At 25.4% G+C, this 15,733-nt stretch carries 15 protein-coding genes; 12 read left to right on the plus strand and 3 right to left on the minus strand.

What is annotated here, in order from left to right; translation table 11 throughout:
• Positions 1-120: 120 nt before the first annotated feature.
• Positions 121-1,887 (minus strand): urease accessory protein UreH domain-containing protein, encoded by a 1,767-nt coding sequence (locus J2Z25_RS06295; RefSeq protein WP_209739173.1) that lies wholly within the window; start codon positions 1,885-1,887, stop codon positions 121-123.
• A gap of 336 nt (positions 1,888-2,223) precedes the next feature.
• Between J2Z25_RS06295 and J2Z25_RS06300 the strand changes: the two genes are divergently transcribed.
• From J2Z25_RS06300 to J2Z25_RS06320, 5 genes are all read left to right on the plus strand, one after another.
• A complete protein-coding gene (locus J2Z25_RS06300) occupies positions 2,224-2,841 on the plus strand; it encodes a superoxide dismutase (protein WP_008677070.1) in 618 nt (205 codons plus the stop codon).
• A gap of 230 nt (positions 2,842-3,071) precedes the next feature.
• Entirely contained in the window at positions 3,072-4,547 is a 1,476-nt protein-coding gene (locus tag J2Z25_RS06305) for a multicopper oxidase family protein (protein ID WP_209739175.1), read from the plus strand.
• Positions 4,548-4,820: 273 nt separating this feature from the next.
• A complete protein-coding gene (locus J2Z25_RS06310; RefSeq protein WP_111928099.1) occupies positions 4,821-5,921 on the plus strand; it encodes a S41 family peptidase in 1,101 nt (366 codons plus the stop codon).
• On the plus strand, positions 5,918-6,349 hold the full coding sequence (locus J2Z25_RS06315; protein ID WP_111928098.1) for a ribosomal maturation YjgA family protein: 432 nt from the start codon (positions 5,918-5,920) through the stop codon (positions 6,347-6,349). Before J2Z25_RS06310 ends, J2Z25_RS06315 begins: the two co-directional genes overlap by 4 nt.
• A 17-nt stretch (positions 6,350-6,366) precedes the next feature.
• On the plus strand, positions 6,367-7,092 hold the full coding sequence (locus J2Z25_RS06320) for a glycerophosphodiester phosphodiesterase (protein WP_111928097.1): 726 nt from the start codon (positions 6,367-6,369) through the stop codon (positions 7,090-7,092).
• Between the two features lie 75 nt (positions 7,093-7,167).
• Here J2Z25_RS06320 and J2Z25_RS06325 read toward each other — a convergent pair whose 3' ends face one another.
• Entirely contained in the window at positions 7,168-8,520 is a 1,353-nt protein-coding gene (locus tag J2Z25_RS06325) for an MATE family efflux transporter (RefSeq protein ID WP_111928096.1), read from the minus strand.
• 89 nt (positions 8,521-8,609) lie between these two features.
• On the opposite strand from J2Z25_RS06325, the gene J2Z25_RS06330 reads away from it, so the two are divergent.
• Positions 8,610-9,434, plus strand: coding sequence for a MerR family transcriptional regulator (locus J2Z25_RS06330; protein WP_209739177.1), 825 nt, complete (start codon positions 8,610-8,612; stop codon positions 9,432-9,434).
• Between the two features lie 92 nt (positions 9,435-9,526).
• Here J2Z25_RS06330 and J2Z25_RS06335 read toward each other — a convergent pair whose 3' ends face one another.
• Positions 9,527-10,348, minus strand: a complete 822-nt coding sequence (locus J2Z25_RS06335) for an alpha/beta fold hydrolase (protein ID WP_209739179.1) — start codon at positions 10,346-10,348, stop codon at positions 9,527-9,529.
• 186 nt (positions 10,349-10,534) lie between these two features.
• On the opposite strand from J2Z25_RS06335, the gene J2Z25_RS06340 reads away from it, so the two are divergent.
• The 6 genes from J2Z25_RS06340 to J2Z25_RS06365 all read left to right on the plus strand — a co-directional run bounded on the left by J2Z25_RS06340 (position 10,535) and on the right by J2Z25_RS06365 (position 15,618).
• Positions 10,535-11,347 (plus strand): dimethylarginine dimethylaminohydrolase family protein, encoded by an 813-nt coding sequence (locus tag J2Z25_RS06340; RefSeq protein WP_209739181.1) that lies wholly within the window; start codon positions 10,535-10,537, stop codon positions 11,345-11,347.
• Between the two features lie 185 nt (positions 11,348-11,532).
• Positions 11,533-12,450, plus strand: coding sequence for a DUF2935 domain-containing protein (locus J2Z25_RS06345; protein ID WP_209739183.1), 918 nt, complete (start codon positions 11,533-11,535; stop codon positions 12,448-12,450).
• Positions 12,451-12,764: 314 nt separating this feature from the next.
• Positions 12,765-12,956: a hypothetical protein gene (locus J2Z25_RS06350; protein WP_209739185.1), complete on the plus strand. Its 192-nt coding sequence runs from the start codon at positions 12,765-12,767 to the stop codon at positions 12,954-12,956.
• Positions 12,957-12,995: 39 nt separating this feature from the next.
• A complete protein-coding gene (locus J2Z25_RS06355) occupies positions 12,996-13,703 on the plus strand; it encodes a hypothetical protein (RefSeq protein WP_209739187.1) in 708 nt (235 codons plus the stop codon).
• 155 nt (positions 13,704-13,858) lie between these two features.
• The gene (locus J2Z25_RS06360) at positions 13,859-14,077 is read left to right on the plus strand and encodes a hypothetical protein (RefSeq protein ID WP_209739188.1); all 219 of its coding nucleotides are present in this window, start codon (positions 13,859-13,861) and stop codon (positions 14,075-14,077) included.
• Positions 14,078-14,418: 341 nt separating this feature from the next.
• Positions 14,419-15,618 (plus strand): class I SAM-dependent methyltransferase, encoded by a 1,200-nt coding sequence (locus J2Z25_RS06365; RefSeq protein ID WP_209739190.1) that lies wholly within the window; start codon positions 14,419-14,421, stop codon positions 15,616-15,618.
• Positions 15,619-15,733 lie beyond the last annotated feature (115 nt).

Here is a 15,733-nt window from a genome sequence, read left to right on the forward strand (position 1 = left end):
ATTAATATTAGAAAGTTATTATAATTGCTAGATTTATTAATATACAAAGGGGGTCGCAAAACGCGATCCCCTTTGATTTTTATATATTCTCTCAATATATAATTATTAGCTTAAAAATATTTAATTAAAACGAAGATATTTATTTACAATTCCATCATAATCAGCATTATCCATATCATCAACTGCTTCAATTATACCAAGAATTTCATCATTTTTTGTTATTGCATATCCTCCAGTAGAAGCTAAGTTTAATTGAATTTCAAATATTCCCTTCTGTCCAATAAAGGAGCTTACTGTGCTTCCATCTTTAACACTGGATATTATATATTCACCTTCATAATTAGTATAATTAGTTAAGTCTATTGTAAGATTAAAGTCTAGATTACTTTTTGCAACTAATGTTAATGGTTGGAATTTGTTACCTACGCCATTAATAATAGCTGTTTGGAATTTTTCAGTTACTTTTGAAGTTGTAATTAAAGTTTCTGGATAAGATGGAGAATTATTTAGTGGAACAGCACAGCAGCTAGGTCCATTACTTGTACTAGGAAGTGAAGGATCGTATTTAGATGTATCAACTGAAGCTAAGTCATCTACAACTTTAATTACTCCTCTAATCATTCCCATCCAACAGCTGAAATTTATATCCTTATCATTTGGTGTAAATTCAATTACATTTTCTCCACTTTTAAGTTTTTGCTGAATATTTAATGAGTTAGCTACTACTGAATTATTACAATAGTTAAGGCTTTCACCATTAATTACCCACTTAACAGGTATACCCTTTTGAACATAAAATACATTAGGACTATAACCATTATTATTAGCAGTCATATTTATAATTTGAACTCCATCTTCAATAACTGCTTTAGATGAATCAGTGCTAGCATTTGATGCATAAGAGCCTTTCATCATAAAACCTAATGGATTTATATTTATTCCAGAAAGAGCTAAACCTCTATTACCCATTATTACTCCTAAAACTATAATAAGAACGCCACTAAGTTTAAGAAGCTTTTTAGTGTAACCTTTACTTAAGAAACCAGAAATTGCGCCAAAAGTAAGCATTAGAGGAACGGTACCTAAAGCAAATATGAACATTGATAAAGCACCTTTAAATGCACTTCCTGTACCAAGAGCAAAAAGCTGCATAGTTTGTAGTGGACCGCAAGGCATAAATCCATTTAAAAGTCCTACAATAAAAGGTGAATTAAATTTTCTTTTATATTGAGATAGAAAGTTTGGAATTCTTATGCTAAACTTTCTAAAAAATTTAAAGCCCGATATGTTTAAACCCATTATAACCATGAATATCCCTGCAAATATTTGAATGAATGCTTTTGCAGTAACTGATAATGAAAATACTGAACCTATCCCACCAATTATTCCACCTAAAATAGTATAAGAGATAACTCTACCAATATTATATAATAAGGAAGGGGTTATTGATTCAAGTTTCGATTTGCTTTCTTTAGCAAAAGATAAGCTTTGAGAAAGCATTATACCGCCACACATTCCTACACAGTGAATGGAAGTAAATATACCAACTATAAAAAGAAAAGCATATGAAGCATTACTAAGTTTTGATTCCATATCAAAGCCACTAGTTCTGAATCCAAGAATTAATATAATAAATATTATTACAAGTATTCCTATAGTTCCAAAATTGCTTGAAGCTTCAGTAGAATATCCAGCTTTATTTATAGCTTTTTTTATTTCATCTAGATTGCATAGGTCAGTATCATATTCAATTTCTAGAGTTTCCTTAGTATAGTTTGCTTTGGCGCTTATTACGCCATTAATTTTTTTCACAGTGTTTTCAATTCTTTTTTCACATGATGTACAAGTCATTTCATAAACTTTAATTTTTTCTCTTTTAATACCCATAGATATCCTCCTAATTACTAGTTAAAAAAAGTATATGAAATAATTGTGTTATTTTTATGAAGATAATCATTCTTATAAGTCTCTAAAAGTGTCATTTTATTTAGTTTAATTGTATATAAATGTAAGCATTTGTTAGAGGGATAGTTAAAAAATAGATTTAATATTAAAGAAAATAATAAATAAAGGAATTATAATAACTAACAATCTATACATAATAATTACAAAATAAGGGTAAATTATATTTGATATATAAGATTCAATATATTTACTTATAATTAATTAGTTTGTATTATATATCAAATAATAGTAGGAACATAAATAAAGGAGAGATAAACTATGTACAACAAAATTAATTTACCATATGCATTTGATGCATTAGAACCATATATAGATGAAGAAACAGTAAAAACACATTATGGAAAGCATCTTCAAACATATGAAACTAACTTAAATAAAGCTTTAGAAGGCTATGAAGAATATACAAAAGGAAAGACTTTAGATCAATTAATAAAAGATATAGAGGATTTACCAGAAGAAATAAGACCAGCAGTAGTAAATAATGGTGGTGGAGTATCAAATCATAATTTATATTTCTCAGTACTTTCTCCAACTCCAAAGAAAGCTCCAGAAGGAAAATTACTTGAAGAAATAAATAAAACTTTTGGTAGCGTAGAAAAGCTAAAAGAAGAATTAACAAATGCAGCTATATCTCAATTTGGATCAGGATATGGATTCTTAGTTAAAGATAAAGATGGAAAGTTATCAATAGTAAAGAGAGCTAATCAAAACTCACCAGTTATGGATAACCTTATTCCAATTTTAACAATAGATGTATGGGAACATGCTTATTATTTAAAATATAAGAACTTAAGAGCTGATTATGCTAAAAATATATGGAATGTAATAGACTGGGAAAAAGTTGAAGGCCTTTATGAGGATTGTCATAACATCTAATATTTAAATTAATATTTAATAAAAAGCACATCATTATTTGATATGTTGATTAATAGTAAAAAATAAAACTTTTACTATTAAGGAGCAATTAAATTTGATGTGCTTTTAATTCACTTTTAACCATAAATTTTTTATATGAATATATGACATATAAGTATCTTCATAATTTCCACATAATTATTATTTATAATAAATATTAAATAATAATTAATATTTATAGGAGAAGTAAGATGAATAAGAAAAGTAGTAAATATATAATAGTAGGAGTCGTTGCCTTAGCAATAGTAATCATATATGCTTTATTGCAGAATCCTATTAAAGGATTTTTAATGAAAAACACAAATGGAAAAGAAGAAACAAATATAACTAATAATAATCAGATAGATGATGCTAATAAGGTAGATAAGAATAAAAATAAATTACCAATACCAGAACTTTTAGAGGATACAAATCCAGATGAAAATATAGCTGAATTTACATTAGAACCACAAGAAGGAAAAACTAACTTCATAGGTAATAAAGAAACAGATACTATGGGGTATAATGGAAGCTTTTTAGGTCCGGTAATAAGAGTAAATAAAGGAGAAAAGGTAAATATTCATGTTAATAATAAATTGAAGGAAGCAACAACTCTTCATTGGCATGGATTAGAGGTAGATGGTAAAAATGATGGAGGGCCTCATCAAGGAATACAACCAGGAGATACTTGGGAGCCAAGCTTTACTATAAATCAGCCAGCAGCAACTTTATGGTATCATCCACATTTTATTGGAAGTACAGCAACACAAGTTTATAAGGGATTAGCAGGGCTATTTTATATTGAAGATGAAGTATCTAAAAGTTTAAACATCCCTAAGGAATATGGAGTAAATGATATACCATTAGTTATTCAAGATAGAAGCTTTAATAAAGATGGAAGCTTTATATATGATACAAATATAATGGATGGAGCAGTAGGTGATACAATAATTATTAATGGTTCAATTAACCCAACTTTAGATGTTAAAACTGAAAAAGTTAGATTAAGAATAGTAAATGGGGCTAATTCAAGTAACTTTGACGTGAGATTAAGCAATAATGATGAATTTTATCAAATTGCTTCAGATGGAGGGGTTTTAGAAGCTCCGGTAAAACAAAGTAGTATTTTACTATCACCTGGGGAAAGAGGCGAGATAATAGTTGATTTTTCAAAGTATGAAGTTGGAACTAAAATAGAATTAAAAAGTGATAATAAAAGTATAATGACATTTAATGTTAATGATAAAGTAGAAGATACAACAGAAATACCTAATAGCTTAACTACCATAAATAGAATGACAAAGGAAAATGTAACTAAAGAAAGAAGCTTTGAACTTAGGGGAATGGGACATATGGTATCCATAAATGGTGAGGAGTTTGATATGGATATAATAAATGAAGTAGGTAAATACGGAGAAACAGAAATTTGGACAGTTACAAATCCAGCCACAATGATGCATTCTATGGGACATCCGTTTCATATACATGGAACACAATTTCAAGTTCTAACAAGGAATGGCAAAGAGCCTTTACCAGAAGAAATGGGATGGAAAGATACTGTATTTATTAATCCTGACGAAGAAGTAAAACTTATAGTAAGGTTTAATGATATAGGAACATATATGTATCATTGTCACATACTAGAACATGAGGAAGAAGGTATGATGGGGCAAATAAAAATAGAATAAGAATAGAATAAAATTATATTAGAAATATTTTATTTTTATAGGTATTAAAAAGATTAATATTATTAAGGTTTAACTAAGTAGATAATCTTAAAAAGAGAGAGACGTAATTATTTAACTAACTAGTAAAAGTTTAGTTGAAATAAATGCGTCTCTTTATTCTTTAATAATGATATAGTAAATAATAGGATATAAATTAAATTTATTATAAAAAATATAGTAAAAAGTAATTTATAATAACTAATATAATAAACTTAATAAAATAAAGGAGCTATAATGAGCAATACATGGGAAGAAAAATGGTTTGAAGATATAGATTATTTAAAAGAAAACTTAATAAAAAGACATAAAAATTTATTTTTTCATATATCAAGAGATGAGTTTGAAGAAAAAATAAATTATTTAAAATCAATAGTAAATAATTTAGATTACGATGATATGAAGGTTGAGTTAAGTAGAATTGTTGCATCAGTAAAGGATGCACATACTTCTATCATTTTTCCAGTAAAAAAGTATTTACCATTTAAGTTTTATTGGTTTAATGATGAAATTTATATAATAAAGACTACTGAAAAATATAAAAATTTGTTGTATAAAAAGGTAAGCTCAATTGAGGATATATCAATATATGAAATTATAGAAGAACTAAAAGAAATAATCTCCTATGAAAATGAATTTTTATTTAAAGAGCAGAGCATGAAATATATTCAAGCAGCTGATATACTTTATGGATTATTATTAATAGATTCAGTAGATAAAGTCAAGATTAAAGTAAATGATTTTGAATGTAATGCAGAGACTGTATCCTTAGAGGAATTGATATATACAGAAGAATATAAATTACCTATATATGCAAAAAATGAATTTGAAAACTTTTGGTATGAACATTTGATAGATTCAAAAGAAATATATATAAAGTATAATTCATGTAGAGAAGATGGAGATATAAAATTAAGTCAAAAGATAAATGATGTAGTTGAGTATATTAATAAAAATTCTATTGAAAGACTAACATTGGATTTAAGTGATAATCTTGGAGGTGATTCTAGATTAATTAGACCGCTTATAGATTTTATAAAAACAAATAATTATATAAATAAACGTGAAAATTTAAAAGTCATAATTGGTAGAAGAACTTTTTCATCAGCCCTTTTAAATGTCTATGAATTTATAAATGAAACTAATGCAAAGATAGTAGGAGAGCCATCAGGAGGAAAACCTAACTGTTATGGTGAAATATTAAAATTTGAATTACCAAACAGTAAATTTATTGTTACTTACTCAACGAAATATTACAAGTTAATAGATGATGATTCAGTCATGGCGTTATATCCAGAAGAAATAGTTTATAGAAAAATAGAGGATTATATAAAATGAGAAAGCTTGGAACTTTGCTTAAAAATAAAGAAAGTAATTTTGGCAGAAGTAGAATAATTTATTTATTATTAACTTTAACTACAATGTGCTTTGGATTAGTCTCAAGAAAATATATTAATTATTTACCTAGTTTTATAGGTAAGTATGCAGGGGATACATTGTGGGCAACTATGCTTTATTTAGGATTAGCATTTTTATTTAATAGATTTAATATAAGAAAGATTACAATATTCTCCTTAATATTTTCTTATGGAATAGAAATTTCTCAGCTATACCAAGGAGAATGGATTAATAAAATAAGAAACACTTTAATAGGAGCATTAATATTAGGGCGTGGATTTTTATTTTCTGATTTAATTTGTTATACTGTTGGGATATTTATAGGAATAATAATAGATAAATTGATATTTAGAAAAAAATTTAATTAATATAAGGGAGGAGAATTATGATAAATTTTGCACATAGAGGAGCAAGCTTTGATTACCCAGAAAATACAATACTTGCATTAAATGAAGGAATTAAATCAGGTGCAAATGGACTAGAAATAGATGTGCATAAGACAAAAGATAATAAACTTGTTGTAATTCATGATGAAGATGTAGAGCGTACTTACTTAGGAAAAGGAGTAGTTAAGGATCTTACTCTTAATGAATTAAGAAAACTTAAAAATAGAAAAAAGTTATTTAGAGATAATAGAGAGTGTAACATACCAACATTAGAAGAAGTACTAGGATTAATAAATGGTAAAGATATAACATTAAATATAGAATTAAAAACAGATGAGATTCATTATAAGGGAATTGAAGAAGATGTAATTAGCTTAATAAATGAGTATAAATTAAATAATCAAATAATTTTATCAAGCTTTAATCATAATTCAATAAAAATAGTTAAAAGCTTGGATAGTAGTATAAAGACAGGAATATTATATGATAAACCAATTGAAGATGTAATTAAGTATGCAAAAGAGTTAGATGTAGATGCAATTCATCCAGATTTAAGATTTGTATCAAGAGAACTAATTGAAGAAGCACATGAAAATAATTTGAAAGTTAATATATATACTGTTAATATGCCAATATATATGAGATTACTTATTAAAAATAAAGCAGATGGATTATTTACCGATTATCCAGAGTTATTAAGTGAAATATTAAAAGAAGAAATATAAAAAGAAAAAGTTAAATCAATCTTACAATGTGTGATTATTTTATAATACATTGTAAGATTGATTTAACTTTTTTGTTTAAGCATAAGCTTTTAAATCTTTATAGCTATAACCATATATGTTTTTATATTTATAAATATAAAATAAAGAAAATACTAAAGTCATAAGTTCAGCAAGAGGAACTGCAAGCCAAACACCATTTACACTTATTAATGATGGTAAAAATATTATGCCACTAGATAAGAATATAAATGTTCTTAAAAGTGAAAGTAAAGCAGATACTTTACCATTAGAAAATGCAGTAAACATACCAGATGTAAAAATATTTACTCCACATAATAAGAAACTTATTTGAAATAAGTTAAATCCATTTAATGTAATATCATAAATCTCAGTTCCATTTCCAGCAAATATAGAAACTAATGATGGTGACATGTATTTTGAAATTACAAAAGTAGAGATTGAAAATAACATTATAAATATATAACTATATTTAATTATCTTATGAAGCTGCTCTTTATTTTTGCTGCCAAAATTATAACTTATGCGCGGTGATACTCCAGAAGTAAATCCTATATAAGCAGAAACTAATAAAAATTGAGCATATAAAACTATAGTTATAGAGGCAACTCCATTTTCACCTAAAAGTTTTATCATTATTATATTATATAAAAATGTTGTAACAGCAGATGATATTTGAGTTACCATTTCTGAAGATCCATTGCTGCAGCTATATAAAATTGTTTTAAAATTAAATTTAGGTTTAACAAAATGTAAAGTATTCTTTTTATTAAAGAAATAGATAATTCCAATTATCGATGGAAGTGAATAACCAATACATGTTGCTAATGCAGCACCAACAAGTCCCATATTTAAAGGTACAATAAGTACATAATCTAAAATAATATTTGTTACTCCTCCTATGATTGCACTTAATAAACCTAAGTTTGGATTACCAGCTGTAATTAAGAAATAATCAAAAAGCATTTTAAGTATAATTACAGGAGTAAAGATTAACATTGTAAATAAGTAAATATAAGAATTTTCATATAAACTATCAGTTGAACCTAGTAAATAAATAATTTGCTTTATAAATAATAAACAAAATATAGCTATGATAACTCCAAAAACTATTGAAGTTATTGTTATAAGAGTGAAGCTTTCTCTTGCTTCTTTATCTTTACCTTCTCCCATCAATTTTGCCACAATAGCACTTCCTCCTGTGGCCATCATGACACTTATTCCTATTAATATGCAAATAACAGGGTATACTATATTTATTGCAGAAAGAGCATTTGATCCAATATACCTAGAAACAAATATACCATCGATAATTGTATAAAGAGAGAAGAATACCATCATTATAATTGTTGGTAAAGTAAATTTTATAAGACTTAAAAAGGTAACTTCCTTTCCAAGTGAATTATTCATATCTAACACTCCTAAATCTTAATTGATTTTTTTCTTTTCTTATAATAAAGTATCCAGTAAGGGAATAGTCAATAGGAGGTTTACTATTTATGAAAGGAGATTTTAAAAAATATTATACAACTGGAGAATTTGCAGAGCTTTGTGGAATAAAAAAGAAAACTCTTTTTCATTACGATAATATAGATTTATTTAAGCCAGAAAAGGTTATGAGTAATGGATATAGATATTATTCAAAATATCAGTTGGAAGTTTTTAATGTAATATTAGTATTAAAGGAAATTGGTATGCCATTAAAAGAAATTAAAAAATTTTTAGATAAAAGAAATCCGGAAAACACATTACAATTATTAAAATATGAAAAAGAGCAAGTTGAAAAAGAAATACATAACCTTAGAAGGATTCAAAAACTTTTAGAAGTAAAATTAAACTTAATAGAAGTTGGAATTAATTCCACAAGTGAGTTAGTTTTAGAAGAAAAAGAGGAAGAGTATATAGTATTAAGCAATCCAGTAAATGAAACGGAAGATGACTATGATATTGAAACATATACAGAACATATAAAATACTGTATTGATAATGATTTGGATTATGGATATCCAGTAGGATCAATTATAAATAAAGAAAATTTAATTAATAGAAGATTTAATAAGTATAGTTATTATTTTAGTAAGGTAATAGAAAAGAAAAAATATAAAGATTTAGTTTTAAAGCCAAAAGGGCTTTATTTAGTAGGATATTCACATGGATATTATGATAAAGTTTATAAGGTTTATGAGAAAATGATAAAATATATAGAAGAAAATAATTTAAGAATTAATGGGTATTCTTATGAAGAAGTATTAATAGATGAAATAGCTAGTAGTGTTGGTGATGACTTTGTTATTAAAATTTCAATAAAAGTTGATAAAAATTAATTATAAAAATATTTGAACTTATAAAATTTAATGGAGCTGATTTAAAACAGCTCCTATTAAAAATTATATATTGTGAGATAGATTTATTATCATTAGTTTAGCTTGTTTTCCATAAAGTTCAGAAGAGTATCATTTACTATATCTTTTTCTTCAATAAAGGCAGCGTGACCACTTTCTTTTAAAGGTATCAATATAGAAATTTCAATATTTTCATCTAAATACTCAGCAAATTCATAAGGACAAACTTTATCCTGTATTCCATGTAAAATTAGTGTAGGAACTTTTATTTTAGGGATATCATTAAAGAGTCTTTCATTTTTTAGGCTAATTAGTCCTTGAGTAGTAGCCCATGGTGAAGCAGATAAGGCTATGTTGTTAAACCAGTTTAAAAGAGGTTGAGATACATATTGGTAGAAAAATAAATCAGAAATACCGCTAATGAATTTAGGCCTATCATTAAGAGAGGCATTTATAAACGTAGTAACTTCCGAATCTGTATATCCATAAGGAACTTCTCTTGTTTTGACCCAGCTAGGTGCAGCAGCACCTATTAAACAAAGATTAGATACACCATGACCATTATAATTAGACATATATCTTATGGATATTGCACCACCCATAGAGTGTCCAACTAAAGTTATATCATTTAATTTAAGAACGTCTATTACTTTTTTTATGTCTGCGGCCATTGTATTATAATCATATCCGTTGTAAGGTCTATCAGAATCACCATATCCTCTTAAGTCGATTGCAACACATCTGTAGCCCTTAGAAGGAAAGAAGTTTAATTGATACTCGTACACACTATGATTTAATGGCCATCCATGTATAAACAATATGGTCTTCTCTGCTTCAGAATTTAAGTCTTCCACAGCAATTCTAGAATTATCACTTGTTTTAACAAAATATTTCATAAAGGTCTCCTATATATAATTTATCACTATTAATATATTCAAGTATCAAGAATCCTGTTAATAATTAAAACTAATCAAATATAAAGTATATTAAAAAATCTTTTATTAGACCTTTGCATAAGTGAATATTATAAAGATTATATTGAAATTATAAATATATAATATTATATGTATAGGAGTTAAGAGATGAAAATATATAATTATTGCCAAAGTGATGAATTAAAATCTTGTATACTATGCTATCCAGTAAATTTTAAGATAATAGATAAAAGCAATGAATATTATAACAAAATAAACTATGATTTGCTTTATAGTCAGTATAATAACTTTATAAATACATTAAGTAAAAATAATATAAAGCTATATTTTATAGATATAAATAAAAATGCAACTCAACAAGTGTTTACTCAAGATATTGGTTTTGTAATTGATGATATACTTTTTGTAAGTAAAATGAAAGAAAAAGATAGAAAAATTGAAACTGAGAGTTTTATGAAGTTTGTAAAAGATAATAATATAAAATATTATGAAATGAAGAATAATATAGAGGGCGGGGATGTTATAAAGTATCAAGATGTTATTTTTGTTGGAATTAGTAGCAGAACATCTATCCAGGCTGCCAATGAGCTTCAAGAAGTTTTAGTTAATATGAAAAATAATACTAAAGTTATTCCAGTTAATTTGGATACTAGTAAAATACATTTAGATTGTGTTTTCAATACCCTAGATAAAGGAAGTGCAGTTATATCACCTTATGTTTATGATAAAAAAATAATAGAAAAATATATAAATAATTTATATGAAATATCTAAGAAAGATGCAGATGACTTAGGAACTAATTATGTATATTTAGGAAATAAGAAGCTATTAAGCAGTAATAAATCTGTAACTGAAATGCTTATAGAAAAAGGCTATGAAGTGGAATTTATAGAATACAGTGAAATTATGAAAAGTCAAGGAAGTTTAGGGTGTTCGTGCATATTTGATTTAAGAGAATAATATAGGGTTTAGGGTTTTATATTTGATTTAATGCTAGTAGTATATTAGAGTTTTAATATATTACTAGCATTAATTCTATACAAAATTAAGCATATAAAGATTACTTTATGAAATTAATTTCTTAGTATGAACATAAAATGAATTTTATAAATATACTATAATAAAATTCTTATGGAGGAAAAGACATGCTAGCACGTAAAAGATATATTTTTTTATCTTTAGAATTACATTTATTTTATGCACGAATTATGAAAGAGCATGCTATTTTTTTAGAGGCTGGATTTACCCCTAAAAATGATAAGCTTGCTAAAGAAGCTGATAACTACAAACTACAATTTGAAAAACTTTTATTAGATACTATAAAATTAAGTCATGGAAGAATTAGAGAAGAGGTATTAGATTCAGGAGAACTTTATACTGATTACACTTTAAGTACAGAAAGAAAAACAGAACATTATACTGGTATAGAAATAAATTCTAAAATAACAATTATAGAGACAAAACTACAGGGAAAAGATCATAAAGATTATGATAATAAGACAAAAAGTTCTGTAAAGAGGCTTAATAGTATGGCTATAAAATTACTTGATTGCTTAATAGATTTTAAAACAAAGGTTTTAAATGAAGTACTAGCATGTAATATATTTACGGCAAGTTATCCTACATTTTTAGATCACTTAATACATGAAGCAAAATTATATCGTTCATATGTTTATTCTTTGGAAAATGATCAAGATATTGAAGAAAAAAATATTAAGGATGCTGAATTGTTTTGGGACCATATTATGCTTGAACATGCTTCTTTTATAAGAGGATTATTAGACCCTTCTGAAGGAAAACTTATAAGAACAGCAGATGAATTTGTAAAGGTATATAATGATTTAATTCAAAGTACTATGGATATAGATTCTACAGGAATGTTAGGAGTTACTGATAATACCTTAACAGAAACTATTAATTTTAGAGATTTTAAAAAATCAGGTACAGAAGGAATTGATGAGTGTAAAATAAAATCCATGATGCTTCCACTTATGGCTGATCATGTATTAAGAGAAGCAAATCATTATATAAGATTACTTAAAAGTTATGAAAATAGGATTTAATTTAAGTTGATTTTAATAAAAATTGACATACATAAGAAGAGGCAATAAGAAAATTATATGTGAATATATTAGAGTAACCACCTGTTTGGGGTGGTTATTTTAATTAAAAGAAATCAATGTGTAAAATAACTATATATAATTAACGAGAAGAAAATCAATTCTAATTATTAAGTATTAGATTATTAATAAATATTTTTATATTATCAAATAATTAAATTGTTTCGGAAGAGGCAAGTGAGGTAATGATGGATCTTAACATTTTAATTCGATATGTGATAAGTGTTGCGATAAGTTCATTGGTGTTTTTCATAATTATGGTAAATTATAATAGGATGAAGAATGTTGTAAAAAATAGATTGTTAATATTCTTTTTAACTGTAGTACTAGTTTTAGTTGATATTATAATTAAAATTCTTTTGGGAAGAGAAAGCATTTCTGCTACAATAATTAGAAGTATTACATATTCAGTAAGTATGAGCATTTTTATTTATTTAATTTTTAAGTAGGAAACAGAAAGTATAATGAATTTTGAATAGAGGTTATTTATGTATCAATACAATTGGCTTTTTGAAGCAAGATCAATAGGAGAATTTTTTAAGAGACTAGGAATTTTTATTTTAACAATAATAATATTATTTTTACACTTCATTGGAGTAGCTTATGTAATTGAAAGTTTTATTAAAGGATTTAATGAGAATTATCTAATAATAACAACGAAGCTATTTGATAATATAGTATGTTTTTTACTTCCAGCAATAATAATAGCAATGCTTTACTTTAGAATTAAAATAAAAGTTATGACAAGAGACATAATTTATAAAAGAAAAAATAAATTATATTCTAGAATTTTTTATTTCATCTTAATTTTTATAATATTATTTTTTATTTATAGCTTAAATAAATATACGATTTTTTATGAAAATAAAGTTATAAAACATAATATTATAAAGCCTTTAGAAAAGGAGTATAGCTATTCTGATATAAAAGAAGGGGATATAGGTATAAATTGGAGAAATAGAAAATATCCAAGCTTTTATTATTACATTAATTTTAATGATGGATATAAAGTTAATATTACAAATGGAGTATTTGGAGGCGGTTATGATTTAAAGAAATTAATTGAAGTTAATAGTATTCTTTCACAAAAGGACATTATTAGAAATATAGACAAGACATATCTAGATATTTATAAAATAGATTTTGATGAAGACAGAAAAAATGATATGTATAAGATATTTAACATTAATAATTAATTACATGAGTATTAAATAATTTTTAGAATGTATATATGGGTTTTATAGAAAAAGCTTAATTAATAGGAGGTTTATTCTATTAGTTTTTTTAATATTTTTTATGTTTGCATATTAAAAGAATAATATATAAATAAATTAAAAAGGAATCTTAAGATATGAAAAATAAAAAGATATGTCCTAAATGTAATGGTGAGAAAATTTTAAGAATACCTGGTGAAACTGGGATATACGGAACGGGAAATAATATTACGGCAGGGTTTTTAAATGGTACTGTAAATATTTCAAGATATTTATGTTGTAATTGTGGGGACATGGAAGAATGGGTAGATAGTAAAGAAGATATAAATAAATTAGAAAAAAGATATAGTAAATAATAATATATAAAATAAAAGCAATCTCTAAAGAATAAGTTAGAGATTGTTTTTTATTTTTGTTGAAATAATAAAAATTTCAAATTTTTAATACGTAATCATGTAATTTTTAAGATTTAATGGCGAAGTAATAGAAGTATATTTTTCATTTTCATTGTCTATAATCTCAATTAGATTGGTTTAGTTAAAATGATTCAAATTGTACTAGGAAAAGTGTAGTTATTTATAAATTAAATATTATGAGTGGATATAAAATTTATTAGGATTAATAAGTTTATAAAATAGTATTTTGCTACACTAAGAATTAAAAGTTTAACAAGGGAAATGTATTGAGGAGGAGATTTATGAATATGGAAAAAATATTCTTTAAAACTTTTTTAAAGAATTTTGAAGAGTTATCATTTGAAGTGAAATTTTGGGATGATGAGGTTATTAAAGTTGGAAAAAATGAATCTTTATTTAAGCTACATTTAAAAGAACCAATACCAAAGAAGGCATTATTAACTAGTACTTCATTAGCGTTTGGGGAAGCTTATATGGATGGAAATATAGAAATAGATGGAGATCTATTTACTGTATTTGATGAGTTATTAAAGTGTATAGATAAGTTTTCTACTGACTTTAAAAGTTTACCTAAGATATTTAAAAATTCAACATCTGAAAAACATCAAAAAGAAGAAGTATCATATCATTATGATATAGGAAATGATTTTTATAAATTATGGCTAGATGATACTATGAGTTATTCTTGCGGATATTTTAAAAATCCAACAGATACTTTATATGATGCTCAAATGAATAAAGTCCATCATTTACTAAAAAAGTTAAATCTTAAAGAGGGATTAACTTTATTAGATATAGGATGTGGATGGGGTGGTCTTCTTATTGAGGCTGCTAAATTATATAAGGTTAAGGGACTTGGAATAACATTAAGTCAGGAACAACATGATGAGTTCAAAAGGAGAATAAAAGAAGAAGGTTTAGAAGATTATTTAGATGTAAAAATAATGGACTATAGAGACTTAAAGAAATCAAAATTAAGTTTTGATAGGATTGTAAGCGTTGGAATGCTTGAGCATGTAGGACGTGAAAATTATAATTTATTTTTTGAAAATGTAAACTCTGTATTAAATAAAGGTGGAGTATTTGTTCTTCATTATATAAGTGGATTAAAGGAATCACAGGGAGATGCATGGATAAAGAAATACATATTCCCAGGTGGAGTAATACCAACATTAAGGGAAATAATATCTTTATCAGCTGAGTATAAATTTTATACAATAGATGTTGAAAGTTTAAGATTGCATTATAAAAATACATTATTACATTGGGCTAAAAATTTTGATAACAACATAGATAAGGTTAGAAAAATGCATGATAGTAATGGCAGAGTATTTGATGAAAGATTTATAAGAATGTGGAGAATGTACCTATATTGCTGTGTTGCATCTTTTAACAATGGAGTAATTGATTTACATCAAATAGTTTTTGTAAAAGATACAAATAATAATTTGCCAATGACTAGAGAGTATATGTATAGATAATAAATAGAATAAATATGTTAATAAATTTATTAGTCTTAGCATAGATTTTAAGAATAATATCTAAAAATAAATACTATATATGAAAAAAGAAAATTATCCATATTTTAGATTGTTT

Origin of the sequence: Clostridium tertium (genome assembly GCF_017873245.1) — a bacterium.
Classification (GTDB): domain Bacteria; phylum Bacillota; class Clostridia; order Clostridiales; family Clostridiaceae; genus Clostridium; species Clostridium tertium.